This window comes from Pantoea sp. X-Soil-TKNS-1279 (assembly GCF_059730565.1).
Genome location: NZ_AP035948.1, coordinates 3,832,034 through 3,859,030, shown reverse-complemented (window position 1 = coordinate 3,859,030; position 26,997 = coordinate 3,832,034). Strand labels below are relative to the sequence as shown.

The following is a 26,997-nucleotide window of genomic DNA, read 5'->3' as shown; positions in this document are numbered from 1 at the left end:
ATGCGTCATTACGAAATCGTATTTATGGTCCATCCTGACCAGAGCGAACAGGTTCCGGGCATGATCGAGCGTTACACTGGTGCTATCACTGGTGCTCAGGGCACGATCCACCGTCTGGAAGACTGGGGCCGCCGTCAGCTGGCTTACCCGATCAACAAACTGCACAAAGCACACTACGTTCTGCTGAACGTAGAAGCGCCGCAGGAAGTGATTGACGAGCTGGAAACTAACTTCCGCTTCAACGACGCCGTTATCCGCAGCATGGTTATGCGCGTTAAGCACGCGGTAACTGAAGCATCTCCGATGGTTAAAGCGAAAGACGAGCGTCGTGAACGCCGTGAAGATTTCGCTAACGAAGCGGCAGATGACTCAGATGCTGGGGATTCTGAAGAGTAATCCAACGTGATGACCAATCGACTGCGCCTCTCTGGCACTGTGTGCAAGATGCCGGTTCGAAAAGTCAGTCCGTCAGGAATTCCTCACTGCCAGTTCGTGCTTGAGCACCGTTCCATGCAGGAGGAAGCCGGGTTTCACCGGCAAGCCTGGTGTCAGATGCCGGTGATTATCAGCGGCAGCGCCCATCAGGCGATTACTCAACATATAACGGTCGGCACGCAACTCATTCTCGAAGGTTTTATTAGCTGCCATCAGGCACGCAACGGCCAGAGTAGAATTGTGTTACATGCCGAGCAGATTGAATTGATAGATTCTGGAGACTAGCCAAATGGCACGTTATTTCCGTCGTCGCAAATTCTGCCGCTTCACTGCGGAAGGCGTTCAAGAGATCGATTACAAAGATATCGCTACGCTGAAAAACTACATCACCGAAAGCGGTAAGATCGTACCGAGCCGTATCACCGGTACTCGCGCTAAATACCAGCGTCAGCTGGCTCGTGCTATCAAGCGCGCGCGTTACCTGTCCCTGCTGCCGTACACTGATCGTCATCAGTAATCGGCCGCCGTCAACCACGACTTTAAGAGGATAAGGTAATGCAAGTTATTCTGCTTGATAAAGTAGTAAACCTGGGTAACCTGGGTGACCTGGTAAACGTTGCAGCGGGTTACGCACGTAACTTCCTGTTCCCGCAGCAGAAAGCGGTACCAGCTACCAAGAAAAATCTGGAGCAATTCGAAGCTCGTCGCGCTGAACTGGAAGCCAAACTGGCTGAAGTTCTGGCAGCTGCTAACGCGCGCGCTGAGAAAATCAATGCTCTGGGCAGCGTTACCGTTGCGTCTAAAGCAGGCGACGAAGGTAAACTGTTCGGTTCCATCGGTACTCGCGACATCGCTGACGCTGTAACTGCAGCTGGCGTTGAAGTGTCTAAGAGCGAAGTTCGTCTGCCGAACGGCGTTCTGCGCACCGTTGGTGAGCACGAAGTTGACTTCCAGGTTCACGGCGATGTGTTCGCGAAACTGGTTGTGAATGTAGTTGCTGAGTAATTTTACTCGGTAATGCGGAAAAGCCGGCCTTGTGCCGGCTTTTTTGTTATTGCGCGCGGATAAAGCTGCCGTCTGGCTGACGGGTAAACAGCACCGGTCCGTTGCCGCTGTCCACGGTTAATCCTGTCACCACACCCTGGGCATTCTGACGAATTTTCACCTGCTGACCACTTTGCAACGCACTTAGCGGTTGATCGTTGCCTTCCACTCGTGCCATCGCAAACACATCATTCACCGGTAAATTGTTATCGCGAAACAGCTGCGCCAGCGTCTGGCCAGAGGCAACGGTATAGGTGTGCCACTCACCCTGTGAATCAGCGGCTGGTGTGCTCTTGTTGTCATAAATCTCCGCCTGCATCGGTACCTCTTTGGGAGCGCTTTCGCTGACCGGGCGTTCCACCGGATACTGTGGCGTGCTGCTGGGCCACAGAAAGGCTAACAGGATAACCAGCAGCGCAATCACGATACCGCGCCGGTGCAGCGCGGGCAGGGGATCCATCCAGCGAACATTGTCCAGCAAATGCCAGACGCGGTGCAGACCGCCAATAAAGCGGGAAGGGGTAGCAGAAGCCATTCGTGAAACCTCCTCACTGGCGGCCCGGCGTTTACCTTGCGGCAGCCAACGTTGCAACCAGGGTAAAAAAGTACGCGGTGCGCGCGTCCTGCGACGTCGTGGGGCGATCTGGCCCATGTATTCTCTCTTATCTCGACGGAGGAAAGGCTCATCCTCTCCTCTAGTGTAGTATGGGCAATGTGGGCACGAAGTGCCTGCCAGCATTGAAAAATTTGACGTCTGTATTGTTTCTCTTTCCCTGAGAAATGTCATCTGTGATGCGCGAGATTTTACGCCAGCGGCCTGCGCTGTTATGCTGCCGTTTCTATTTTTCTCCGGGATTAAGGAAACAAGATGACAACCCCTTCATTCGACAGCGTCGAAGCACAAGCAAGTTACGGTATCGGTTTACAGGTAGGCCAGCAGCTGCTGGAGTCCGGACTGCAAGGTTTGCAGCCGGAAGCGCTGCTCGCGGGCCTGCGCGACGCGCTGGAAGGGAATTCACCGGCAGTTCCGGTTGATGTGGTTCACCGCGCCCTGCGCGAAGTACACGAGCGTGCTGAAGGCGTGCGTCGTGAGCGCGTACAGGCGATGGCGGCAGAAGGTCAGAAGTTCCTTGAGCAGAACGCACAGCGTGAAGGCGTAAGCAGCACCGAATCAGGTCTGCAATTCAGCGTGATCAAACAGGGTGATGGGGCTATCCCGTCTCGTCAGGACCGTGTGCGTGTGCACTACACCGGTAAACTGATTGACGGCACCGTGTTTGATAGCTCTGTGGCGCGTGGCGAACCGGCAGAATTCCCGGTAAGCGGCGTGATTGCCGGTTGGATTGAGGCTCTGACCCTGATGCCGGTTGGTTCCAAATGGGAACTGGTTATCCCTCATAACATTGCCTACGGTGAGCGTGGCGCGGGTGCCTCCATCCCGCCGTTCAGCACCCTGATCTTTGAAGTAGAGCTGCTGGAAATCCTGTAAGGCTCAGGCAGGGCGGCGATTTGCCGCCCGCCATCCCTCACTGCTGTTGTAAATTTACCTGCCAAATCGCAAAACCAATCTCGTCACTTCCTACCGCTTTCATCGGATAATCCGCGTGTTGCTGGATAAAGCCAGTAGCTTTCGCGCCAGGTGCGGTTTCGAAACGGATATCTAACGGCGTAGAAGTATGAATCGCTGCCAGACGCCAGTTATGATCCGCCTGCGGTTTAACCTCGCCATGCGCTTTGGTTTCGCTGCTGATATAAGCCGCTACCACCGAGCGGTTCTCATCGGGCGAAGCAAACGCCACGAACTTATCTCCTGTCCCCGCAAATTTGCCGCCGTAAGCGCGATAGTTATTGGTTGCCACCAGGAATGTCATGCCGGGATCAATGGGTTTGCCCTGCCAGGTGAGATCCTTAATACGTGAGGCATCTTTATTGATCAGCTGACATTCGTTGTCGTAGCGCGCCGGTTGGGTGACATCAATCTGATACTGCACGCCGTCAATGACATCAAAGTTATAGGTGCGGAAGTCCCAGTTGATCAGCGATTGTGGTTTAGCGCTGTGTGGATCGATCTGGTTAAACTGCCCGGCAGAACACTCCAGCCACTCCTTCACCTGCTCCCCGCTGACCTTCATTACCACCAGGGTGTTGGGATAGAGATAGAGGTCTGCGGCATTGCGGAAGGTTAGATTGCCTTTCTCCACTTCCACGTAGCTGGCCGGATCGTTTTTGCGACCACCCGCTTTGAATGGGGCCGCCGCACTCAGTACCGGCAAGCGGCTAAGATCGGGATCGCCCTGAACAAAATGTTCAACATAGGCACGCTGGGCGTTATTGACGATCTGCACTGTAGGATCGTCCTGTACCAGCGAGAGATAGCTGTACATCACATCAGCGGATTTGCCGATCGGTTTGGCGACAAAGGCGCGCGTAGCACGATGATCCTGTGCCAGTACTTTCACCAACCCGACGTCTTCAGCAGCCAGTGATTTTTTGGTCACACTGTCATAAATCGGACGCGCCTCGGCTTTGCCCTGCTTCACCTGCCAGTGACCGCCGGCGTTATCCAACACCAGATCGACTACACCGAGGTGATCGCCCCACATGCCAGGCATCACGGCGGGCACGCCATTCAGCGTCCCCTGTGCAATGTCTGCGCCTTTAATAGCGGCAAAATCTTTACTTGGGAACACCGCATGCGCATGCCCAAACATGATGGCATCAATGCCTGGAACCTGGCTGAGGTAGTAAACCGAGTTTTCCGCCAGGGCGTGATACGGCTCACTGCTTAAACCGGAATGTGGGATAGCGATGATTATTTCAGCACCTTTTGTACGCATTTCCGGCACATAACGCTTTGCTGTTTCCGTGATGTCATCAACGCGAACTTTTCCCTGTAGATTGTTGCGATCCCAGATCATAATCTGCGGCGGAACGAAGCCGATGTAACCGATTTTTAACTTTTGTGGCTTCCCGTCGCGGTCAGTGACGGTAGTTTCTTTAATAAGATAAGGGGTAAACAGCGGTTTTCCGCTTTTCAGGTCAATAATGTTGGCGTTCACATAAGGAAAACGCGCGCCCGCCAGCGCTTTTTTCAAATAAGGCAGGCCATAATTAAATTCGTGGTTGCCGAGATTACCAACGCTGTAATCCAGCGTATTAAGCGCTTTGTACACCGGGTGGACTTCGCCGGGTTTCAACCCTTTCGCTGCCATGTAATCACCGAGCGGGCTGCCCTGAATGATGTCGCCATTGTCCACCAGCACGCTATTTTTGACTTGTGAACGCGCCTGATGAATCAGCGTGGCGGTACGTACCAGGCCAAACTTTTCTGTTGGGGTGTCTTTGTAATAGTCAAAGTCCATCATATTGCTGTGCAGATCGGTGGTTTCCAGAATGCGCAAATCCACCGTTGCGGCCTGTGCCAGAGCGGCTGAAAGGCCGAATGTCAGTAACGCCATGCTCACTTTGAACATGTTGCCTCCTTGTTGCTGTCCAATTGGCCTCTCAAAATAATGTAAAAAGGTGACAAATTGTCAGATGAAAACGTGATGTGCTTCAGGGTTTTGCCATGTGGCTGTACCGATGCCACAGAGCATCAGGTCACAGATGACGGCATGCGTTGAACTATGATATTGATATTAAAATAGATTGCGCTCGCCCCGGCGTGTGCCTCGGGTAACACGGGTCGCCTGCTAAAATGGATACAGGTTTACCGTTGGCAGCGAGTAAGCAGAATCAGCAGAAAAAGAGGTGAAGTATGTTAGAGCAAATTTGCCAGCTGGCTCGTGAGGCGGGCGATGCGATTATGCAGGTTTACAACGGCGTACAGCCGATGGATATCGAACGCAAGGCTGACGACTCTCCGGTCACGGCAGCTGATCTCGCCGCGCATAAAGTCATTGTGAGCGGGCTGAATAGCCTGACGCCTGACGTACCGGTGTTGTCAGAGGAAGATCCACCAGGCTGGGAAATCCGTCAGCACTGGCAGCGTTACTGGCTGGTCGATCCGCTGGACGGTACCAAAGAGTTTATCAAGCGTAATGGTGAGTTCACGGTAAATATCGCCCTGATTGAAAAAGGAAAACCCGTGCTGGGTGTGGTGTATGCGCCCGCCATCGGCGTGCTTTATTCCGCTGCGGAAGGCAAAGCCTGGAAAGAAGAAGGGGGCAACAAAACCCAGGTGCATGTGCGCGATGCACGCCCGCCGCTGGTGGTGATCAGCCGTTCCCATTTTGATAAGGATGAGGAACTGAAAGAGTATTTGCAGCAGTTGGGTGAACATCAGACGACGGCCATCGGCTCATCACTAAAATTCTGCCTGGTAGCAGAGGGGAAGGCCCAACTCTACCCGCGCTTTGGACCAACTAACATTTGGGATACCGGTGCCGGACACGCCGTCGCGATCGCCGCAGGCGCGCATGTGCATGACTGGACCGGCAAAACCCTTGACTATGCTCCGCGTGAATCGTTCCTCAATCCTGGCTTTCGCGTGTCGCTGTTTTGATCCGCAAACCGTAACGTAACGGCGCGATAAATCGCGCCGCTACTTCAGCAGTTGATGTAACAGCGTCATCACCTGCTGTACTTCTTGTTGCGTCAGTGCACCATCTTTGGCGAACTGCACATGCCCGCTCTTATCCAGCACCACCACCGCTGAACCGCCACTTTCCAGTTGCCAGGCTTTACGCGCGTTGCCGTTGCTATCGACGATAAATTGCGACCACGGATATTGCTGCTTATTACTTTCGATGCTGCTACGTACAAACATACCGGTGCCTGGAATGGCATCGTCAGTATTGACCACGGTGGTGGTCTGGTAGCGGTCATGTGGCAGACCGGCGGCTTTAATGGCTTCAACCAATGCCGCATTTTGTTCTTTTGCTGACGATCGCCCGGCAATATGCTGGATGACCCGCACTTTGCCGATGAGCTGCGCGCTATTCCACGGGCGATAACTAAATTTATCCTGCTGCCAGAGCAATTCTCCTTTGTCATTGATACCGACCGCAGGTACGCGCTCCCCCTGTTTGAACAGGTGTGCCGCAGCGAGATTAGGTAAAAGTAGCGCCAGTGCAAACACCAGATGTGGCAATCGCATGAAAGTTTCTCCTGAGTGATCAGACCAGTTGGTCATGTTCCTGCAATAATAAGCGTGGATGATGCGCCCTGTCGCGGCGAGTTCACAGCTTTGTAACCAACGCCACAATTCCTTAATGTCCGAAGGTTTATACTGGATTGTGTGACCGTGATAACAGAGTGTTCTGTAATGATGTGTCAATTCAGTAAAAAATTCATTTTTTCGGAACATCCGCAACGCAGGATGTTCTATAGTTTAGGCCTCATTTGCGCTTCATGGGCTCGTACCGATTTTGGCAACGGCGAAGCGTTTTACATCTGTACAGGAGTTAAGAACAGCATGAAGATCTTCCAGCGTTATAATCCGCTGCAAATTGCGAAATACGTAAAAACGCTATTTAAAGGAAGGTTGTACATCAAGGACGTTGGCGCATTCGAGTTCGATAAAGGGAAGGTGCTTATCCCGCGCGTCAAAGACGTGCAGCACTTAAGCGTGATGTCCGAAATCAATCGCCAGGTGCTGCGGCTACAAGCCGAGTACAATTAAGCAGAAGAAAGGGCGCCGATGGCGCCCTGAATTTTTTATCGCGTGGTTACGATGAGGGATTTTCAGCATCAGCGGCGGCGTTTTTCGCCACATTCAGCACCGGCGGGCGTTCATCAATACGCGTTACCAGCAACTGGTCGATGCGATAGCTGTCGATATCCACCACTTCAAACTTATAACCCGCAAACTTCACAAAATCAGTACGTTTCGGGATCTTGCGCAGCATATACATCATAAAGCCGCCGATGGTTTCATAGTTGCCCGACTGAGGGAACTCATCGATATGCAGCACGCGCATCACGTCATCAATCGGCGTACCGCCTTCCACCAGCCACGAATTCTCATCACGCGCCACAATCTGTTCTTCCAGCCCCTGACCGACCAGATCGCCCATCAGGGTGGTCATCACATCATTGAGCGTGATAATACCGACCACCAGCGCGTATTCGTTCATAATCACCGCAAAATCTTCACCGGCGGTTTTAAAACTTTCCAGTGCTTCGGATAACGTCAGCGTATCCGGCACAATCAACGCAGAGCGAATTTGCACGCCGCTGTTTAGCGTCATGCTTTGATTACCCAGTACGCGCAGCAGTAACTCTTTGGAATCGACATAACCGACAATATGGTCAATATCGCCATCGCAGACGAGGAATTTGGAGTGCGGGTGCTCAGCGATTTTCGCTTTCAGGCTGCTTTCGTCTTCGTGCAGATCAAACCAGACGATATTTTCACGCGACGTCATGGAAGATGGCACGGTGCGGGACTCCAGCTCGAACACGTTCTCAATCAGCTCATGTTCCTGCTTACGCAACACCCCGGCCAGTGCACCGGCTTCCACCACGGCGTAGATGTCATCGGAGGTGATGTCGTCCTTCCGCACCATCGGCAGGTTAAAAATACGGAAGAACACGTTCGCGAGTCCGTTAAACAGCCATACCAACGGGCGGAACACCAGCAGGCAGAAGCGCATCGGATTGATGATACGCAGCGCAATGGCTTCCGGCGCGATCATGCCAACCCGTTTCGGGGTTAAATCGGCAAACAGAATGAACATGCTGGTGACGATGGTGAAGGAGCAAATAAAGCTCAGTTGATCGGCCAGCTCTGGCGAGACAAAACGGGTGAACAGCGAGTTAAAGGCGGGGGAGAAGGCCGCATCACCGACGATACCACCGAGGATCGCCACCGCGTTCAGGCCAATCTGCACCACGGTAAAGAACATACCCGGCGTCTCCTGCATCTTCAGGACACGCTGAGCATTAATATTTCCTTCATCGGCCAGCAGTTTAAGCTTGATCTTGCGGGCAGCCGCCAGCGAGATTTCCGACAGAGAAAAAAAGGCACTGATAATAATCAGTAAAAGAATGACAAGTAAGCTATCGAGCATAAAAGGTCCGTTGGGTTAATCACTTGTCATTTTTGGCCTGGGCAGCTCAGAAAGGGCGTACATCCGGTACTTACCAGTCAAACAGGGCTATCCGTGCCAAAAATGTCTGCGCCAATTCGACAAGTCAGTAAACGTCGGGGCAGAAATGAAAGCAGGCGATGCCTGCCGGACGGTGATTATAGCAGCAGCGCTCATCATGCCGCCAGCGGAGACGTAACAGCGCTTAAGATTAGTCTGAGTGCTTGTTAAGAACCCGCAGAAGCGCCGCTTCGTTGTTGTATCGCTCCGGTCATTTGCCGACAATAGACACGATTTGGCTTAATTGCCGTTTTTACGCAGCTGTTCGGGGAAAAGAGCGGCTATGCTGATGGGTATGCCTGCACGGGTTTTACCCGCGAAACAAAAAAATGCCCCTGCGGAATAGGGGCAGGCATTATTAACAGGAGTAAGCGTGCCACGATTTCATATTTATTGCATGGCCAGCCTGTTGCTGGTAGCACCTGCCCTTCATGCGGCCAAGGTGCGATTGCAGCTGGAAGGCTTATCCGGGGATTTAGAGAAAAACGTCAGGGCGCGCCTCTCCACCATTGGTAGCGACGAGGTTTCCAACGACGGTCGTTTCCGCGCGCGTGTTGCCGTAGCGGTTAAAGAGGGGCTACGCGCCCTGGGTTACTATGAGCCTCAGATTGATTTCGAATCACGTCCGGCACCGCCGCAGGGGGGACGCCCGGTATTAATCGCGCGCGTCACGGCCGGAGAGCCCGTCAAGATTGGCGGCAGTACCATCGTGGTGGAAGGCGCCGCGAAAAACGATCCCGACTACAAAGCCTGGGTTAAGCAGGGCACCCCGAAGGTGGGTACTCAGCTCAATCATGGTGATTACGACAAATTTAAAAGCGGGTTCTCCAGCCTGGCGCTGCGTAATGGTTATTTCGACGGTGACTTTAAGCAGAGCCAGCTTGGCGTGTCAGTGGAGCGTCGTGAGGCGTTTTGGAACATCGACTATGACAGCGGCCCACGTTATCGCTTTGGTGATGTAACTTTTCAGGGATCGCAGATTAATGAAGCCTATCTGCGCAATCTGGTGCCGTTTAAAGAGGGCGATCCCTACAGCTCGCGCGATTTGGCAGAACTAAACCGCCGTCTCTCCGCCACGGGGTGGTTCAACTCGGTCGTGGTGGCACCCGAATTTGATAAAGGGCGACAAACCAAAGTGTTGCCGCTCAATGCCGTTGTTTCTCCGCGCACGGAAAACACCATCGAAACCGGTATCGGTTACTCCACCGATGTCGGGCCGCGTCTGAAAGGCACCTGGAAAAAGCCGTGGATTAATGACAGCGGCCATAGCCTAACCACCAGCGCCTATATTTCCGCGCCGGAACAGCAGCTCGATCTCAGCTATAAAGTCCCGCTGCTGAAAAACCCGCTGGAACAATATTATACCTTCTCCGGTGGGGTAAAACGCACCGACCTGAACGACACCAAAGCTGACACCACCACGCTTGGCGTGTCACGTAACTGGGACAGCAGCAGCGGCTGGCAAAGAGCCGTCAACCTGCGCTGGAGTCTCGACCACTTTACCCAGGGTAGCGTCACCAACACCACCATGCTGCTGTATCCCGGCGTCAGCCTTAGCCGTACCCGTTCGCGTGGTGGCTTGATGCCAAACTGGGGCGATTCCCAGCGCTATTCAGCAGATGTGTCGGATACCACCTGGGGTTCAGATGTCGACTTCCTGATCTTACAGGCGCAAAACGTCTGGATCCGCACGCTGGGTGAGAAGAATCGCTTTGTGCTACGCGGCAATCTTGGCTGGATTGAAACCAACGATTTTGAAAAAGTCCCGCCCGACTTACGCTTCTTCGCCGGGGGTGACCGCAGCATTCGCGGTTACAAATATCAGGGAATTTCACCGCGCGATGACAACGGTAAGCTGACCGGCGCCTCGAAACTGGCGACCGGTTCTCTCGAATATCAATACAACGTGACCGGAAAATGGTGGGGAGCGGTGTTTATCGACTCCGGTGAAGCGGTGAACGACATCAAACAAAGCAACTTTAAAACCGGCGCGGGCTTTGGCGTGCGCTGGGCCTCTCCGGTCGGGCCAATCAAACTCGATATCGCTCGTCCGATTGGTGATGATGAGGAGCATGGATTGCAATTTTATATCGGACTGGGGCCTGAACTATGAAGCTGTGGAAAAAGGTCCTGATTGGTTTTGGTATTTTTCTGCTGCTGATTTTCGGCAGCGTGGCGTTTCTGATTGGCACCACACCGGGTTTGCATCTGTTGTTGAAAGGGGCCGATCGCTGGGTGCCGGGATTATCCATCAACAAAGTCGAAGGTGGCTGGCGCGATCTGACGCTCAGTGGCGTGAAGTATGAAATGCCGGGCGTCAGCGTGGATGCCGGACGCTTCCATCTGGCGCTCAACCTGAATTGTCTGCTGCACTCCTCGGTGTGTGTCGATGACATCGGATTACAGGATGTCAGCGTGGTGGTGGATAGTAAGAAAATGGCACCGGCCAGTGCGCCTGCGCCGGAGCCGGAGAGCGGGACGACCAATCTCAGCACCCCCTATCCGATCACCCTCAGCAAAGTCGGCCTGCATAACATCAATGTCAAAGTGGATGACACGGCGATTTCGCTGCTGGATTTCACTACCGGCCTGCACTGGCAGGAGCGTGCGCTGACACTGACACCAACCCATATTGAAAGCTTGCTGATTGCGCTGCCTAAAGTAGCCAAAGTCGTCGATGAGCAGGTGGTGCAGCCGAAAGTTCAGCAACCGCAGCCGGAAGAGAAACCGCTGGGCGAGACGCTACAGGCGATGTTTGCTCAACCGCTACTGCCTGCGTTACCGGACTTTACACTGCCGCTGGATATCACCGTGCAGGAGCTGAGCGGTAAACAACTGCGACTGACCGGCGATACCGATGTCACCATCAACAGCTTGCTGCTGAAAGCCCAGACGAACGATCGCCATCTGCAACTGGAAACCTTCGATGTGGATTCCACCCAGGGGCAGGTCAACGCCAGCGGTGAAGCCACTCTGGCCGATAACTGGCCGGTCAATTTTGCGCTCAGCGGTGCGGTTAATCTCGACCCGATTAAAGGGGAGAAGATCAAACTGAACCTGAGCGGCGCGCTGCGTGATGAGTTAAAGCTGGCGCTTAATCTCTCTGGCCCGGTGCAGGCGCAGTTAGATGCTGCCGCCCAGCCTGCGGTGGTGGGGCTGCCGTTGTCGCTGAAACTTACCAGCCCGCAACTGCGCTGGCCACTGACCGGCCCGGTGCAGTATCAGGCGGATAAGCTGGATTATCAGTTTAAAGGCAAAGCCACCGATTACGTGATGTCATTGCGTACGGCGGTGAAAGGAGAAGGTGTCCCACCTGCTGACATCTCACTCGACGGCAAAGGCAATGTGCAGCAGTTCAACCTCGACAAGCTGCGGGTGACGGCGTTGCAGGGCAATATCGACCTGACCGCGCTGGTGGACTGGAGCAAAGCGATCAGCTGGCACAGTGAACTGACGCTAACCGGCATCAACACCGCCAAACAATACCCAGAGTGGCCAGCGAAGCTGGATGGCAAAATCGCCACACGCGGTAGCCTGTACGGCGGCAGTTGGCAGCTGAGCGTGCCGCAGCTACAGCTTAAAGGGAATGTGAAAAATAATGCGGTCAGCGCCGATGGTTCTCTCACCGGCAACAGCTACAACCAGTGGAAAATCCCCGGAATCAATCTGGTGCTGGGGCGTAACCATGTTGATGTCAAAGGCGAGCTGGGTGATGCACTGAATCTGGACGCCGTCATTGATGCGCCGCACCTCGACAATGCGCTGCCAGGGTTGGGCGGTGTGGTGAAAGGCAACATCAAGGCACGAGGAACGCTACAGGCACCGCAGGTGCTGGCTGACCTTACCGCTACCGGCTTGCGCTGGCAGGCGCTGAGCATTGCGCGTGTTGCGTTGCAGGGGGACGTGAAATCCAGCGACCAGGTGGCGGGTAAACTGCAACTGCGCGTTGAGCAGCTGAAACAGGATACGCTGGCGATCAATCTGCTGACGCTCAATGCTGACGGCAACGAAAAGCAGCATCAGTTGAAACTGAACGTGCAGGGTGAGCCGGTTTCCGGTCAGCTGGCGCTCAACGGCAGCTTTGACCGCAAAACGCAGCACTGGCAGGGGACGTTGAACAATACCCGCTTCGACACCCCGGTAGGCGAGTGGCGTCTGACGCGGGCGATGGCGATTGATTATCTCAACAGCAAACAAACCGTGACTATCGGGCCACACTGCTGGCAAAACCCGAATGCGCAGGTGTGCGTGCCGGAGCCGATTGAAGCGGGTGCCAGTGGTCACGCCCATGTGGTGCTGAGTCGTTTTGATTTAGCGATGATCAAACCTTTCCTGACCGATGAAACTAAGCTGACCGGCGTATTCAGCGGTGATGCACGCGTGAACTGGACGGCCGACGGCGCACTGCCGACCGGCACCGTTGCACTGAAGGGCAATGGCGTGAAAGTCGAACAGGATGTGCAGGGTAATACGTTGCCGATTGCTTTCGACACCCTGAACCTCAATGCCGCCATGCACAACGGTCGTGCCCAGCTCGACTGGCTGATTCGCATTGTGAATAACGGGCAGTTGAGTGGCGATGTGCAAATCGCTGACCCCGAGAAACGTCGTCAGCTATCGGGTAACGTCAACATCAGCAATATTTCGCTGGCAATGTTCAACCCGGCATTGATGCAGGGCGAGAAGATCAAGGGCAATCTCAACAGCGCCCTTCGGCTCGGCGGCAATCTGCAACAGCCGCAGGTGTTCGGCCAGTTGGCGTTGAGTGGCGTGGACGTTGAAGCCAGCTTTATGCCGGTTGACCTCACCGAAGCTAACCTCAACATGGTATTTAACGGGATGAGTTCGACCCTCAATGGCTTGATCCAGACCGCCCAGGGCAATATCAACCTTAACGGCAATGCTGACTGGAGCCAGCTCGATAACTGGCGTGCGCGCATTGCCGCGCAGGGCAGCCGGGTACGCGTCACCGTACCGCCAATGGTGCGTATGGATGTGTCGCCAGACCTGGTGTTTGAAGCGACGCCAGCGGCTTTCAATCTTGATGGCCGGGTGGATATTCCCTGGGCGCGCATCACCGTGCAGGAAGTGCCGGAAAGTGCAACTGGCGTGTCCTCGGACGAAGTGATGCTGGACCAGAATCTGAAACCGATTCAGCCGAAAACCACCGCCATCCCGATCAACAGCAATCTGGTTATCCACGTCGGAAACGATGTGCGTTTGTCAGCCTTCGGCCTGAAAGCGAAGCTGAATGGCGACCTGAAACTTGTGCAGGATAAAACCGGTCTTGGACTGAACGGCCAGATTAATATCCCGGACGGTCGTTTTCGTGCTTACGGTCAGGATCTGATTGTACGCAAAGGCGAGTTGCAATTCGCCGGACCGCCTGATCAGCCCTATCTGAACCTCGAAGCTATCCGCAACCCGGAATCGACTGAGGATGATGTCACCGCCGGGATTCGCGTAACCGGGTTAGCCGATGAACCTAAAGTTGAAATCTTCTCTGACCCGGCGATGTCGCAGCAGGAGGCGCTTTCTTATCTGTTGCGTGGTCAGGGACTCGATGCCAACGGCGACAGCAATGCACTAACTTCTGCGTTAATTGGCCTGGGGGTTGCACAAAGTGGGCAGGTTATGGGTAAAATCGGGGAGACATTTGGCGTCAGTAACCTTGCGCTTGATACCACCGGTGTTGGCGACAGCCAGCAGGTGCAGGTAAGTGGTTATGTGTTGCCGGGTCTGCAAGTAAAATACGGTGTTGGCATATTTGATTCACTGGCGACCTTAACCTTGCGTTATCGCCTGATGCCCAAACTCTATTTGGAAGCCGTGTCTGGCGTTGATCAGGCACTGGATTTGCTCTATCAGTTTGAGTTTTAGCAATGCGAATAATTGTCTACGGCAGTTTACGGCGCAAACAAGGAAACAGTCACTGGATGACGAATGCGCAATGGCTTGGTGACCATCAGATTGAAGGGTTTGAACTCTACAATCTGGGTCACTACCCGGGCGTGGTTGAAGGGGAGGGAAGCGTCTATTGCGAAGTCTATCGCATCGACGCCAGCACCCTGGGCGAGCTGGATGCTTTGCGCACCAGGAATGGCGAATATAAACGCCAATTGATCCAGACGCCTTATGGCAGCGCCTGGCTTTACGTTTATCAGCGCTCAATCAAAGGACTTACTCGTATCCCGAGCGGTGACTGGTTGCAGCGCGAGGATCTGCCAAAGGATGAGTAACCTGAAGGGTTAACAGTTATTAAAAAGGGTCATGTCGTACATGGCCCTTTTTTACAGTTCAGACCGGGCAGATAGACAAGCGATTGGTCTGGTGTGGTGAGTCATCCCGTTCACAGGGTTGGGACAAAAATATAAACGAGAAGGGAAATGAAAAAGTATTATAATAGTTATCTTGTTGCTGCTTTTATTTATTGTCTGCCATTGCTTATCGCTAATATTTATTATATTGATGATAATGGAAGAGCGACGCTCGGGTATACTAATTGGGGAGGAGATGGCAGGCCACTGGCTGACATCATTATGAAAATGATGTTTCTGAGTAGCCATGTGGCGGATATATTCCCACTTCCATTAATCATTTCAATTGCGCTGCTGGCCTTCGTTTTCTCTCTTTATCATAAAAAAAACTTCAGTTCTTTGCCGGGCTGGATTGGTGCATTAGCGACCCTGAGCTTTTTTGCAAACCCTTATCTTGCGGAAGTTTTCTCCTACCGTTTTGATGTATTGACACTAAGTTGTGCCCTGGCGCTAAGTTTAGCGTGGGTGCTTTTGCCACCTTTAAACAGAATCGTTCGTTTTGTTATTGGTATTGCTATCATTATCGCAATTTATAGCCTTTATCAGATTGCCGTCAATGTTGCGGTGATGATGGCCCTGGTGGTGACGTTCAGGCAAATAATAAATAATGATCGTCCTGCTGTTATCTTTATGTCTTTGCTGCAACGTGGTGTGGAAGTGCTGGTGGCATCGATAATTTATTTGAAGATTGTACTGCCATCGACATTCTCAGGCGATCACCCGGCTAATCACCCGAATATCGCAGGTAATCAGTTATGGCTGACCATCAATCATAACGTACAGGCTTACTGGGATTTCATTAGTCAGACCTTCTATAAAGACGGTAAAGGAATGGCGGTGCTGGTCGCCATTCTTATCCTGGCTGTTATCTCCGCCGCAGTTATTGCGCTGCGTTATATCAGAGCCGGGATGAAGCATTCACGCATAGCAATCGGTTTATTAGCACTGCTATTACCCCTGGTTGCGTTTGTGATGATTGCCGGTAACTTGTTGTTTCTGGAAAATGCGCTGCTCGTCCCGCGCGCTTTGCTTTCAATCAGTGGATTTATGTTGTTTAGCGCCACATTGATGGCATGGGCATTCCGAGGGAAAATGTGTTTTGTTTTCGCTGTTATGGCCGTGCCATTGCTTTACGCCGTGACCAGTATTTATGTTTACGGTAACGCGATCAAACAGCAGGATAATATTAATCAGGGTGTCGTTTATCAGTTGAAAAATGATACCGCGACGCTCGCTGATCAAAACTTTTATATGCAGTTTGTTGGGACATCACCTCGTGCCCAGGTGTATAAAAATTCATTGAGAAACTATCCGGTTTTGGGTGTGCTGATTCCAGAGTATTTTGCCAACTGGTGGTTCCCTTTCCCGTATATGGCGCTGAAAGGTTATCAGGTGCTTAACCCGTTGAAAGACGACCTTACCGTGACGAATGAGAATCTGCACGAGGGATTGTGTCAGGGAGAACGCATTGCCCACCATCAGGATTATGATCTGTATAAATATCAAAATCGCCTGACGGTCGACTTTACGTTGCTGGGTTGCCAGCGTTAGGCAGGACAGACGAAAAAAACAGGCCCGAAAATCGGGCCTGTTTACAGGATGTCTTCCGCTCGCTTTACAGATTATTTCTTCTGAGCGCGCTCGAAAGAGGAAATGATCTCAGCTTTGGCGGCTTCTGCGTTGTCCCAGCCGTCAACTTTCACCCATTTGCCTTTTTCCAGATCTTTGTAGTGCTCGAAGAAGTGGGTGATCTGCGCACGCAGCAATTCCGGCAGGTCGTTCACATCTTTGATGTGATCGTACTCTTTGCTCAGTTTGGTGTGCGGAACCGCAACCAGTTTGGCATCTTCACCGGATTCGTCGGTCATTTTCAACACGCCAACCGGACGGCAACGGATAACTGAGCCCGGCTCCAGCGGATACGGGGTCGGCACCAGTACGTCAACCGGGTCACCATCCAGAGACAGGGTGTTGTTGATGTAACCGTAGTTGCACGGATAGAACATGGCGGTAGACATAAAACGGTCTACAAACAGGGCGCCAGACTCTTTGTCGACTTCATATTTGATCGGATCGGCATTGGCCGGGATCTCGATGATGACATAGATATCTTCTGGCAGATCTTTACCTGCGGGCACCTGGTTCAAACTCATCTGGCTTTCCTTCATTAGTCGTAAGTTGAGTGTCGGCTATTATAGCCAACTGACTCCGAAAGTATGCCCTCTTTTTGGCGTTTCGGAATGGTCCAGCCGGTTACTTCGCTGCGACAAACAGCGAGACAATGCCCGCAGCAATCAATGGTCCGACCGGAACGCCCCGGAAGAACGCCACACCAATCACCGTCCCAATCAATAAGCCGCCAATCACCGAGGGTTGCGCGCTCATAAAGTGCACGCCGCGCCCCCCCAACCATGCCACAAACACCCCGACCAGAATCGCCACAATCGATTGCCAGTTGGCAAAAGATTTAATCAACGAAGACGCTGGCAGCGATCCACTGGCCAACGGTGCCATGACCGCCACGGTCAAAATAATAATCCCGAGTTGAATTCCCTGTTTTTCGACATAAGGGAAGAACTGCGCCAGCGGGGTAATTTTAATCGCCAACAGAATCAGAATGGAGATGGTGACGGCGTTGTTGTGGACGAAATAGCTCAGAACGGCGAGGCAAATCAGAATGATGGTCGAGGCATAAGCAGCCATGATTTCTCCCTGAGAATTGATGGGGCGTTGACAATTGCCAACGCGAAGCGGTTTTTACCGCCCCCATTTATCAACAATCATCGGGATTCGCGCAACTGCCTTTGTTAATAGATTGCAGCATCAGTGCCTGATTGCGTACCAAATCGACCCCTTGTGCACCAACCGAAAGCATGGCCATAGTGCCCTGACTGGCGGAAAAGTAGCTCTTGCTGGCATCAAGCCAGCTATCACGATAAGCCAGCCAGGCACGCTGGGCGTTTTTTAATTTGGCTTTAGGTGCACCAGTTAATTTTTTCATCATTTGGTTGTACTGGTTGTTCATCTCCTGATCCCATGCCTTATTAGCTGCGTCATAACATTGAGACATCCCAACAGTACTGGATTCACGGTTCAGGCAACGCTGCAATTTCTGATCGATGGGATTGTCCTGTGCGCCGGCATAACCACTCAGCAACAGACAGGCAACCGGGAGCCATTTTTTCATTCTGGAATTCCTCAATCGGGGTTGGGATAACGTTAGCATTATTGAAGATCAGGTGATCATCAGTAGATTGACCATCAACAATGGTTAAAGTTTAGCGAGGTGACTGCCGATAACTTATCCGTTTTAGGGCTGCTGGATTTCTGCCTTTTTCTACACACACGGGTACTAACATGATCAAAAATTTATCAGTACGGACCGGTCTACTCACACTACTCGCCTTTATGACATTGCTGCTGTTGGCGGTCAGCACCCTGGGAATTTACGCCATCAATGCCGGCAATCAGTCGCTGGATGTGATCAATCGTATTCAGGGCATTGAACTCAATAGCCTGTATCAAAGCAACGCTGATCTGATGCGCGCTCGCGCCAGTGGTGCGCTGGCGGTGCGCAAAATCGAAATTGGCCTGCTGGATGAGGGGGCCGCAGTGACCAAACAGGCCCAGGCTGATGTTGTCACCTCGCAAAAGCATCTGAAGGATTTTGTCGATGCTGGCACCGTGACGGCCCAGGGCAAAATCCTGGCTGATGCGGTGGCAGCCAGCTTTGGCGCTTATCTGCAACAAGGTATTGCGCCGATGATGGATGCGCTGCAAAAGCAGTACACCGATGAATATTACACGGTACTGGAAGGCAACCTCTCCACTCTGGCGGCCAACTACGCCAAAGCGGTGAACGATTTCAGCTTGTACGCCGATCAAGTCTCTGCCGATCGCCTGGCGAAGGCGGCGCGTAATGAAACGCAGATGAAAATCCTGATTGGCATTGCCGTGGTGCTGACGGTGGTGTTGATCGTACTGGCGTGGCAGATCCTGCGTCGCCTGTTGCTGACACCGCTGGAAAGTGCGATTGGCCATCTGCAACGGGTAGCTGAAGGGGATCTGTCACAAACCTTGCCCGAAACCACCCATAATGAGCTGGGACGCCTGAATCAGGCGCTGGCGGTGATGCAGTTGGCCCTGCGCGATTCCGTCAGCCAGGTGCGCGAAGCCAGCCTGCAAATTGATGTCGGCAGCCGTGAGCTGGCGGCCGGGACGGTGCACCTTTCCCAGCGTACTGAGGAGTCGGCAGCGTCGCTGGAGCAAACTGCTGCCAGCATGGAGCAGCTCACCGCCACGGTACGACTCAACGCCAGCAATGCCCAGCAGGCGCATCAATTGGCGAACAGCGTTTCTGACACCGCCGATCGTGGCGCGGAAGTGGTGTGCTATGTAATTGAGAAGATGCAGGAGATCACCCACAGCTCCGATCGCATCGCCGATATTCTCAGCGTGATCGATGGCATCGCTTTCCAGACCAACATTCTGGCCCTGAACGCGTCAGTGGAAGCGGCCCGCGCGGGTGAACAGGGGCGTGGTTTCGCCGTGGTGGCAAATGAGGTGCGTACCCTGGCAGGACGCAGTGCCACCGCCGCGAAGGAGATTCGTGAGCTGATCAGCGACTCGCAAACCCGTGTCAAAGAGGGCAGTGTCATGGCGACGCAGGCGGGTGAAACGATGGATGAAATCTCCAGTGAGGTGATGCGCGTGACCACGCTGATGAAGGAGATTTCGGTTTCCTCTGAAGAGCAGAGTCGCGGTATTGAGCAGGTCAATCAGGCGGTGACGCAAATGGACGAGGTGGCGCAGCAGAATGCGGCGTTGGTGGAGGAAGCCAGTGCGGCAACCCAATCGCTCGAAGCACAATCGCAACAATTGCAGGAGTCGATGGCGCAGTTTCGGATAGCCACGGCATAAATTTGTAGCGGCGCGATTCATCGCGCGCCTTTAAACCTGCGCGATAAATCGCGCCGCTACATGCTATCCATCAGCCCTGGTGATCATCCGGGAACTCGCGCAGGAAGCGCTCGACGTCATCCACCATCGCGTCATTACCGCAGAAGAACGGGCAGCGCTGGTGCAGGGTTTCTGGTTGAATATCGAGAATACGTTGTTTACCGTCGCTGGCTTTACCGCCTGCCTGCTCGGCAAGGAACGCCATTGGGTTGCATTCGTACAGCAAACGCAGCTTACCTTTCGGGTGGCTGGCGGTGCTTGGGTAGAGATAAATTCCGCCTTTCAACAGGTTACGGTGGAAATCTGCCACCAGTGAACCGATGTAGCGTGAGGTATAAGGACGTTTAGTCGCAATATCCTCTTCCTGACAGAACTTCAGATATTTTTTCACGCCTTGCGGGAAGCGAATGTAGTTTCCTTCGTTGATGGAGTAGGTATAGCCCTTCTCCGGGAAGGTCATACGTTCGTGGCTCAGGCAGAATACCCCAAGTGACGGATCGTAAGTAAAGGCGTGAACGCCAACCCCGGTGGTGTACACCATCATGGTAGACGAACCGTAGACCACGTAACCTGCGGCAACCTGCTTGTGACCCGGCTGCATAAAGTCAGCTTCGGTAACCGGTGTTCCCGGCGGTGAAACACGGTGGTAGATCGAGAAGATTGTGCCAACGGAAACGTTAACGTCGATGTTGGAAGAACCGTCGAGTGGGTCCATCAGCACCACGTATTTACCGTGCTCAACGCCTTCAAAGATGACGAACTCATCTTCTTCTTCAGAGGCGATACCAGCCACAATGCCGCGCGCTTTCAGTGCCGCTTTCAGCTTTTCGTTCGCGAACAGGTCCAGCTTCATCTGCTGTTCACCCTGGACGTTTTCCACGCCACTGGCGCCAAGAATATCCACCAGACCCGCTTTGTTGATGTCGCGGTGGATAATTTTAGCTCCCAGCTTGATGGCTGAAATCAGCGCCGTCAGTTCACCTGTGGCGTGAGGAAAGTCGTGTTGCTTCTCGACGATAAATTCGCCTAACGTTTTCATAACACATTCCCTGAATCTACGATGGAGTGGCAGCCACTGTAACAAACTGCCAACGTATGCGTACGCAGTTTAGCCGATTGAACTTCAAAAACCATAGGCCAAATCCGTTTCTTCCACTTGCACTCGGGGTTAAACTGAGCGCCGGACTTATGAGTAATGGAACAAACTTATGCGTATTCACATCCTTGGGATTTGTGGCACTTTCATGGGCGGCCTGGCGATGCTGGCCCGCTCGCTGGGCCACCAGGTGACCGGCTCTGACGCCAATGTCTATCCGCCAATGAGCACCTTGCTGGAGCAGCAAGGCATTGAATTAACGGAAGGTTATGATGCCAGCCAGCTCGATCCTGCACCCGATATGGTGATCATTGGTAACGCCATGACACGCGGAAATCCCTGTGTGGAAGCAGTGCTGGAACGCAACATTCCCTACCTCTCTGGTCCACAGTGGCTGCACGATTTTGTGCTGCGTGACCGCTGGGTGCTGGCAGTGGCCGGTACTCACGGCAAAACCACGACAGCCGGCATGGCGGCGTGGATTCTGGAGGCTTGTGGCCTTGAACCTGGCTTCATTATTGGTGGTGTGCCAGGAAATTTCGATGTATCAGCAAAATTAGGAAAAAGCCCGTTCTTCGTTATCGAAGCGGATGAGTATGACAGCGCCTTTTTCGACAAACGCTCCAAGTTTGTTCATTACTGCCCGCGCACGCTGATTCTTAACAATCTGGAGTTCGATCATGCGGATATCTTTGACGATCTGCGGGCGATCCAGAAACAGTTCCATCATCTGATCCGTATCGTACCGGGCCAGGGGAAGATCCTGCTGCCGGAACACGATCACAACCTGAAGCAGGTGATGGCGATGGGGTGCTGGAGCGAGCAGGAAACGGTGGGCGACAACGGCCACTGGCAGGCGAAAAAACTGACGCCGGATGCCTCACGCTGGGAAGTCTGGCTCGATGGTGCCAAAGTGGCGGAAGTGAGCTGGGGCCTGGTGGGCGAACACAACATGCATAACGGTCTGATGGCGATAGCCGCCGCGCGTCATGTCGGTGTGAAACCCGAAGATGCGGGCGAAGCGCTGGGGCGCTTTATCAACGCGCGTCGTCGTCTGGAATTGCGTGGTGAAGTGAATGCCATCAAGGTCTATGACGATTTTGCTCATCACCCCACGGCAATTCTGGCTACCCTGGCTGCGCTGCGTAGCAAAGTCGGCGGCACGGCACGTATTCTGGCGGTGCTGGAGCCGCGTTCCAATACCATGAAGATGGGCGTCAGTAAGAATGAACTGGCTCCGTCACTGGGACGTGCGGATGAGGTGTTCTTGTTCCAGCCACACCATATTCCGTGGCAGGTGTCGGACGTGGCTGATGCCTGTATCCAGCCTGCGCACTGGAGCGCGGATATCGATACGCTGGTGGAGATGGTGGCGAAGGTGGCACAGCCGGGCGATAACATCCTGGTGATGAGCAACGGCGGGTTTGGTGGGATCCATCAGAAACTGCTGGAGAGGCTGGGTCGTTAATCCGTAACGGCGCGATTTATCGCGCCGTTACGGTTCAGCAGTTTGCAGCTTATTGTGCTTCAGCCAGCTCACGCAAATACTGGAAAATCTGACGCGCGGATTTCGGTGGCTTGTTACCGGCTTTCTCTTTCTGCGCATTACGGATCATACTGCGCAGTTGCTGGCGATCCGCCTGCGGATAGAGGTTGATCACCTCGGCCATCACATCATCACCTTGCTCAATCAGACGATCGCGTAAGTTTTCCAGTTTATGGAACAGCGCAACCTGCTGGTTGTGGCGGTTTTTCAGCTTATCCAGTGCCTGGCGGATCGGATCTTCATCGCGCGCGCGCAGCATTTTGCCGATCAGCTGCAACTGGCGGCGGCGACCTTCTTTCTTAATACGCTGCGCCAGTTCAATCGCGGCACGTAAATCTTCGTCGAGTGGAATTTTATCGAGGGAGTTTTTCCCCAGATCAACTAACTCGGCACCCAGGCGCTTCAGCTCCTCGGCATCGCGTTTAATTTCGCTTTTACTGACCCAGATAATCTCTTCGTCTTCTTCTTCCTGATTATCCGGCACATCATCGAGCCAGTCTTCGGGCTGCTTGGTCATCTCTTGGCTCCCTAAAAAAAGAGGCTAATCCTACCAGTTTATCGGGTGACTGCGAAATTGTTCTCTGAGTCTGATAGACTCAAAACATTCATACATAAGATTAGACGGCAGGTCGATGAACGTATCTACTCAGGTTGCAGAACAACGTAAAGTGTTGGAACAGGCTGTCGCGCAGGCGCTGGAACTGGCGAAAGCCAGCACCGATGGCGCAGAAGTGGCGGTGACCAAAACCACCGGTATCGGTGTCAGTACCCGCTACGGCGAAGTGGAAAACGTCGAATTTAACAGCGATGGCGCACTCGGCATCACCGTTTATCATCAGAATCGCAAAGGCAGTGCTTCCTCGACCGACCTCAGCCCGGATGCCATCAAACGCACCGTGCAGGCGGCGATCGATATTGCCCGCTACACCTCAAGCGATCCCAATGCTGGCCCGGCGGATCGCGATTTGCTGGCGTTCGAGGCACCGGATCTCGATCTCTACCATCCGTGGGAGATCGATGCCGATCGCGCCATTGAGCTGGCCGCGCAGGCGGAACAGGCTGCGCTACAGGCTGACAAGCGTATCACCAACACCGAAGGCGGCAGCTTCAACAGCCACGTCGGTATCAAAGTTTTTGGCAACAGTCATGGCATGTTGCAAAGCTACTGCTCCAGCCGCCACTCGCTCTCCAGTTGCGTGATTGCCGAGCAGAACGGCGAGATGGAACGTGATTACGCCTATACCATTGGCCGTGATATCAACGATCTGCAAAGCGCGGATTGGGTTGGTGCTGAATGCGCGCGTCGCGTGCTGTCACGCCTGGCGCCACGCAAACTCTCTACCATGCAAGCGCCAGTGATTTTCGCCCCGGAAGTGGCAACCGGATTATTTGGCCATCTGGTGGGGGCCATCAGCGGCAGCAGCGTCTATCGTAAATCCACCTTCCTGCTGGATGCGTTGGGCACGCAGATCCTGCCGGAATGGCTGACCATCGAAGAGAAACCGCATTTGCTGAAAGGGCTGGCCTCAACGCCGTTCGACAGCGAAGGGGTACGCACTCAGGCGCGTGACATTATCAAAAATGGCGTGCTGCAAAACTGGCTGCTGACCAGCTACTCCGCGCGCAAACTCGGTCTGCAAAGCACCGGCCATGCGGGCGGTATCCACAACTGGCGCATTGCCGGTCAGGGCCACAGCTTCGCAGATTTGCTGAAGCAGATGGGGCGTGGCCTGGTGGTGACCGAGCTGATGGGGCAGGGTGTGAGCGCCATTACCGGTGACTATTCACGCGGTGCTGCCGGTTACTGGGTGGAGAACGGTGAGATCCAGTACCCGGTGAGCGAAATCACCATCGCCGGCAACCTGAAGGATATGTGGCGCAATATGGTCACTGTCGGCAACGATATTGAAACCCGCAGCAACATCCAGTGTGGATCGGTGCTGCTACCGGAGATGAAGATCGCCGGTCAATAATGACATCGCTTCCTGAAGGCAGCCCGCAAGGCTGCCTTTTTTGTCAGTAAAATAAAAAAGGAATAAACGATGCGTAAGCATGTGATTGCAATGTTGTCTCTGTCGTTGTTGTTCTCCAGTGCCAGCTTATATGCGGCTGACCTGGAAAAAGATATGGATACCCTCAAAGATGGCCTGAGCACGGTTAAAAAAACTGATGATGCGCAGGAGATGCAAACCGCACTGGGCAAGATGCGCCAGGCGGCGGAGGATGCCAAAAAATCCACGCCGGAAAAGCTGGAAGGTCAGCCTGCTGATAGCGCCCAGATCAAGGATTTCCATGCCGGACTTGATTCATTGATCGCCCAGATTGATGTGGTCGACCAACTGGCGAAAGCCAACAAACTGGACGAAGCCAAAACCGAAGCGAAGAAACTGGAAGATATTCGCAACGCCAACCATAAGAAATTCCGCTGATAGTCAGGCCAGCTAATTGGCTGGCCTTATTTCCCTGGTCATATCTGACTGTCTGAATGCGTTAAATCCATCATTCTGTGTAAAACGTGATGCGTTTTGCATTATTCGTGCATCCTGCGATCTGGCGCACAGTTGCTCGCATGATTTCCACTTTGAGGTGGAAAAGATGCGTCTCCACAGCCAACAGCGAACAGCGTAATTTCTTCTCAACGCGAATTAACTGTCATTGTCCGCTGTAAACAGGAGTGAGCCAGGTGAGTAGTGAAGCTGTTCCGCTGAAACAAAGCACGCCGGAAGCGATTCAGGCGCTGGCGGATAACGTGATGATGCAGATTGCCGCGCTGTATGCCGCGCACCACATTGAACCCAATGCGGTGCAGCAGCAGATGCTGGCCTCACATGTGCGAGCAATGGCCTCGCGCTCCCTGACCGGTGAAGCGTTACCGGAAGTGGAAGCGGAGCTGTTTGAGGACATCTCGCCCGAGACGATGGCGCTGGCGCAGCAGGTGGTGGATCTGTTTGGCAACCTGCCACGCGAAGAGGCGTGGTTGCTGTCCGTCCACATTGAAGTAGCAAGATCGAATTAAGTCAGCAATCAAAGAGGAATTGAACATGGTAACGGTAGTCATTGGTGATCGTTTGGGTAAAGGGCAAAAAGTCGCGGCTGGCGTAGAGAAAGCCGGTGGGCGTGCCGTGGTGGTGCCGGGGGTAGCGGCAGATATGAAGCTGGGTGACGTCATGAAGGCAGAAAATGCGGATTTCGGCATCTCCTTCTGCGGCAGCGGCGGTGCGGGGGCAATTACCGCGCAGAACAAATATGGCTACAAATCAAAGCACGGTATGCGTTCGATTGATGAAGGCGTCACGGCGATTAACGAAGGTGCCAATGTCCTCGGTTTTGGTTTTATGGATAAAGAAGAGCTGGGTGAACGGCTGGTACAGGCCTGGAACAAAAAATACGGCAGCTAAGTATGAAACAACAATACGTGACTCAGGTAACGGTACAGGGCAAAGGTGACAGCAAAGCCAAAGCCTTTGCCGATGCCCTGAGTAAGGTGCAGCAGCAGGTGCTGCGCACCACACAAAAAATTCTGCTGCGCATCGAACCCCAGGATGTCCGGGTGCTGCGCGCGCAGGAGCGCGTTAAGACAGAGAAGTTTTTGTTCTTTTTCCTCGCGCGTGAGCGACGGAACTACAGCGTGGAGCTGGAGATTACCGTCAGCGTCACCGTGATCGATACCGAACAGGTGGAATTCACGGCGGCACCTTAACAACAGACGAAAAACAAAGGTAAACGCATGTTTTTAATTATTTTGTTTAAGTCGTTAATCATTGGCGGGTTGGTAGGGGTTGGCGTTGGAGCAGGTGCGGCGCGCATGTTCCATGCTCCTACCACGCAGGGCATGGGCGCGTTCCGTACGCTGGGCGAGCTTAACTCCTGTGAGGGCGATCCGGCATCGCACTTCTCCTTTGGTCTCGGCTTTTTCTTTAACGCCTGGGCTTCATCCGTTGCAGCGGGTTCCTTCACTCAGGATGTTGACCATCGCATCCTGCCGAACTGGGGCGCGGCGGCCCTGATGGTGAAAAACCGCAACGTAGCAGAAACACTACACAACCCGAAGAAGATGGCGATTGCCTGCGGCATCATCGGCATGATCGTCGTCGCCTTCCTGAACAGCACCGCTTCTGCCGTTCCGGCAGCGTTGCAGGTTACGGCGGTAAAAGTATTGGTACCGGCGGCCAACCTGCTGGTGAACACCGTGATGCCAGTGATTTTCTGGCTGGCAGCGATTGATGCCGGTAAGAAATCGGGCTTCTGGGCTACCATTTTCGGCGGCCTGGCGCAGCTGATTATGGGCAACGCCGTACCGGGCCTGGTGCTGGGGATCCTGATCGGTAAGGGTGTCGAGGAGAGCGGCTGGAACAAAGTCACCAAGGTGATGATGACCGCCATTGTGCTGCTGTTCGTGCTGAGCGGTTTCTTCCGCGGCTTTGACATGAAACTGCTGCAATCCTTCCAACTGGGTATTCCCGGCTGGCTGGACATGATTCACAACAGCCTCAGCGGCAAATAAGGAGC

Annotated in this window: 28 protein-coding genes; 19 read left to right on the top strand and 9 right to left on the bottom strand. The window is 53.5% G+C overall.

Going from position 1 to position 26,997, the window contains the following annotated elements; all coding sequences use genetic code 11:
* Genes rpsF through rplI form a run of 4 tightly spaced genes read left to right on the top strand, consistent with a single transcriptional unit; the run spans position 1 to position 1,440 of the window.
* The gene (rpsF, locus tag AC6I8N_RS17980; RefSeq protein ID WP_013510684.1) at positions 1-396 is read left to right on the top strand and encodes a 30S ribosomal protein S6; all 396 of its coding nucleotides are present in this window, start codon (positions 1-3) and stop codon (positions 394-396) included.
* Between the two features lie 9 nt (positions 397-405).
* Positions 406-720, top strand: a complete 315-nt coding sequence (gene priB, locus AC6I8N_RS17975; protein ID WP_497829638.1) for a primosomal replication protein N — start codon at positions 406-408, stop codon at positions 718-720.
* Positions 721-724: 4 nt separating this feature from the next.
* The gene (gene rpsR / locus AC6I8N_RS17970; protein ID WP_000135199.1) at positions 725-952 is read left to right on the top strand and encodes a 30S ribosomal protein S18; all 228 of its coding nucleotides are present in this window, start codon (positions 725-727) and stop codon (positions 950-952) included.
* 38 nt (positions 953-990) lie between these two features.
* On the top strand, positions 991-1,440 hold the full coding sequence (rplI, locus tag AC6I8N_RS17965) for a 50S ribosomal protein L9 (protein WP_021183561.1): 450 nt from the start codon (positions 991-993) through the stop codon (positions 1,438-1,440).
* Between the two features lie 46 nt (positions 1,441-1,486).
* Here the strand turns inward: rplI and AC6I8N_RS17960 are convergent, their stop codons facing one another.
* Complete coding sequence (locus AC6I8N_RS17960) at positions 1,487-2,131, bottom strand: OapA family protein (protein ID WP_497829637.1); 645 nt, start codon at positions 2,129-2,131, stop codon at positions 1,487-1,489.
* Positions 2,132-2,347: 216 nt separating this feature from the next.
* Here AC6I8N_RS17960 and bamJ point away from each other — a divergent pair, with 216 nt between their 5' ends.
* Positions 2,348-2,968 (top strand): BamJ family beta-barrel-assembly machinery protein, encoded by a 621-nt coding sequence (bamJ, locus tag AC6I8N_RS17955; protein WP_021183558.1) that lies wholly within the window; start codon positions 2,348-2,350, stop codon positions 2,966-2,968.
* Between the two features lie 37 nt (positions 2,969-3,005).
* Here the strand turns inward: bamJ and AC6I8N_RS17950 are convergent, their stop codons facing one another.
* On the bottom strand, positions 3,006-4,952 hold the full coding sequence (locus AC6I8N_RS17950) for a bifunctional 2',3'-cyclic-nucleotide 2'-phosphodiesterase/3'-nucleotidase (RefSeq protein ID WP_497829636.1): 1,947 nt from the start codon (positions 4,950-4,952) through the stop codon (positions 3,006-3,008).
* A 284-nt stretch (positions 4,953-5,236) separates the two neighbouring features.
* On the opposite strand from AC6I8N_RS17950, the gene cysQ reads away from it, so the two are divergent.
* On the top strand, positions 5,237-5,983 hold the full coding sequence (cysQ, locus tag AC6I8N_RS17945; protein ID WP_021183556.1) for a 3'(2'),5'-bisphosphate nucleotidase CysQ: 747 nt from the start codon (positions 5,237-5,239) through the stop codon (positions 5,981-5,983).
* Positions 5,984-6,022: 39 nt separating this feature from the next.
* Here the strand turns inward: cysQ and AC6I8N_RS17940 are convergent, their stop codons facing one another.
* A complete protein-coding gene (locus AC6I8N_RS17940; RefSeq protein WP_021183555.1) occupies positions 6,023-6,577 on the bottom strand; it encodes a YtfJ family protein in 555 nt (184 codons plus the stop codon).
* A gap of 318 nt (positions 6,578-6,895) precedes the next feature.
* Here AC6I8N_RS17940 and AC6I8N_RS17935 point away from each other — a divergent pair, with 318 nt between their 5' ends.
* Positions 6,896-7,102: a DUF1107 domain-containing protein gene (locus AC6I8N_RS17935; protein ID WP_208724257.1), complete on the top strand. Its 207-nt coding sequence runs from the start codon at positions 6,896-6,898 to the stop codon at positions 7,100-7,102.
* A gap of 46 nt (positions 7,103-7,148) precedes the next feature.
* On the opposite strand, the gene paeA is transcribed toward AC6I8N_RS17935, so the two are convergent.
* A complete protein-coding gene (gene paeA / locus AC6I8N_RS17930) occupies positions 7,149-8,492 on the bottom strand; it encodes a polyamine export protein PaeA (RefSeq protein WP_021183553.1) in 1,344 nt (447 codons plus the stop codon).
* Between the two features lie 451 nt (positions 8,493-8,943).
* On the opposite strand from paeA, the gene tamA reads away from it, so the two are divergent.
* From tamA to AC6I8N_RS17910, 4 genes are all read left to right on the top strand, one after another.
* Positions 8,944-10,683, top strand: a complete 1,740-nt coding sequence (gene tamA / locus AC6I8N_RS17925; RefSeq protein WP_497829635.1) for an autotransporter assembly complex protein TamA — start codon at positions 8,944-8,946, stop codon at positions 10,681-10,683.
* Entirely contained in the window at positions 10,680-14,450 is a 3,771-nt protein-coding gene (gene tamB, locus AC6I8N_RS17920; protein ID WP_497829634.1) for an autotransporter assembly complex protein TamB, read from the top strand. The genes tamA and tamB overlap by 4 nt, the downstream gene beginning before the upstream one ends.
* Before the next feature lie 2 nt (positions 14,451-14,452).
* Positions 14,453-14,809, top strand: a complete 357-nt coding sequence (locus tag AC6I8N_RS17915) for a gamma-glutamylcyclotransferase family protein (RefSeq protein ID WP_036625570.1) — start codon at positions 14,453-14,455, stop codon at positions 14,807-14,809.
* Between the two features lie 147 nt (positions 14,810-14,956).
* The gene (locus tag AC6I8N_RS17910) at positions 14,957-16,438 is read left to right on the top strand and encodes a glucosyltransferase domain-containing protein (protein WP_497829633.1); all 1,482 of its coding nucleotides are present in this window, start codon (positions 14,957-14,959) and stop codon (positions 16,436-16,438) included.
* Between the two features lie 71 nt (positions 16,439-16,509).
* Here the strand turns inward: AC6I8N_RS17910 and ppa are convergent, their stop codons facing one another.
* The 3 genes from ppa to AC6I8N_RS17895 form a co-directional block, all read right to left on the bottom strand.
* A complete protein-coding gene (gene ppa, locus AC6I8N_RS17905) occupies positions 16,510-17,040 on the bottom strand; it encodes an inorganic diphosphatase (protein WP_021183548.1) in 531 nt (176 codons plus the stop codon).
* Between the two features lie 100 nt (positions 17,041-17,140).
* Entirely contained in the window at positions 17,141-17,590 is a 450-nt protein-coding gene (locus AC6I8N_RS17900) for a DUF441 domain-containing protein (protein WP_021183547.1), read from the bottom strand.
* 70 nt (positions 17,591-17,660) lie between these two features.
* A complete protein-coding gene (locus AC6I8N_RS17895) occupies positions 17,661-18,074 on the bottom strand; it encodes a lysozyme inhibitor LprI family protein (protein WP_497829632.1) in 414 nt (137 codons plus the stop codon).
* A 173-nt stretch (positions 18,075-18,247) separates the two neighbouring features.
* Between AC6I8N_RS17895 and AC6I8N_RS17890 the strand changes: the two genes are divergently transcribed.
* Positions 18,248-19,807, top strand: a complete 1,560-nt coding sequence (locus tag AC6I8N_RS17890) for a methyl-accepting chemotaxis protein (protein WP_497830712.1) — start codon at positions 18,248-18,250, stop codon at positions 19,805-19,807.
* Between the two features lie 70 nt (positions 19,808-19,877).
* On the opposite strand, the gene fbp is transcribed toward AC6I8N_RS17890, so the two are convergent.
* Entirely contained in the window at positions 19,878-20,885 is a 1,008-nt protein-coding gene (gene fbp / locus AC6I8N_RS17885; RefSeq protein WP_021183544.1) for a class 1 fructose-bisphosphatase, read from the bottom strand.
* Between the two features lie 169 nt (positions 20,886-21,054).
* On the opposite strand from fbp, the gene mpl reads away from it, so the two are divergent.
* Positions 21,055-22,410: a UDP-N-acetylmuramate:L-alanyl-gamma-D-glutamyl-meso-diaminopimelate ligase gene (gene mpl, locus AC6I8N_RS17880; protein ID WP_497829631.1), complete on the top strand. Its 1,356-nt coding sequence runs from the start codon at positions 21,055-21,057 to the stop codon at positions 22,408-22,410.
* Positions 22,411-22,459: 49 nt separating this feature from the next.
* On the opposite strand, the gene yjgA is transcribed toward mpl, so the two are convergent.
* Positions 22,460-23,005 (bottom strand): ribosome biogenesis factor YjgA, encoded by a 546-nt coding sequence (yjgA, locus tag AC6I8N_RS17875; RefSeq protein WP_021183542.1) that lies wholly within the window; start codon positions 23,003-23,005, stop codon positions 22,460-22,462.
* Positions 23,006-23,120: 115 nt separating this feature from the next.
* On the opposite strand from yjgA, the gene pmbA reads away from it, so the two are divergent.
* From pmbA to AC6I8N_RS17845, 6 genes are all read left to right on the top strand, one after another.
* On the top strand, positions 23,121-24,461 hold the full coding sequence (gene pmbA, locus AC6I8N_RS17870) for a metalloprotease PmbA (RefSeq protein ID WP_021183541.1): 1,341 nt from the start codon (positions 23,121-23,123) through the stop codon (positions 24,459-24,461).
* Between the two features lie 69 nt (positions 24,462-24,530).
* Positions 24,531-24,917 (top strand): cytochrome b562, encoded by a 387-nt coding sequence (gene cybC, locus AC6I8N_RS17865; protein ID WP_021183540.1) that lies wholly within the window; start codon positions 24,531-24,533, stop codon positions 24,915-24,917.
* A 254-nt stretch (positions 24,918-25,171) separates the two neighbouring features.
* Positions 25,172-25,504, top strand: a complete 333-nt coding sequence (locus AC6I8N_RS17860) for a hypothetical protein (RefSeq protein WP_021183539.1) — start codon at positions 25,172-25,174, stop codon at positions 25,502-25,504.
* 19 nt (positions 25,505-25,523) lie between these two features.
* On the top strand, positions 25,524-25,886 hold the full coding sequence (locus AC6I8N_RS17855) for an SFCGS family glycine-rich protein (RefSeq protein WP_152521872.1): 363 nt from the start codon (positions 25,524-25,526) through the stop codon (positions 25,884-25,886).
* Between the two features lie 2 nt (positions 25,887-25,888).
* Positions 25,889-26,188 (top strand): DUF4312 family protein, encoded by a 300-nt coding sequence (locus AC6I8N_RS17850; protein WP_013510658.1) that lies wholly within the window; start codon positions 25,889-25,891, stop codon positions 26,186-26,188.
* 27 nt (positions 26,189-26,215) lie between these two features.
* A complete protein-coding gene (locus AC6I8N_RS17845) occupies positions 26,216-26,992 on the top strand; it encodes a DUF4311 domain-containing protein (RefSeq protein WP_021183537.1) in 777 nt (258 codons plus the stop codon).
* The last annotated feature ends 5 nt before the right edge of the window (positions 26,993-26,997 follow it).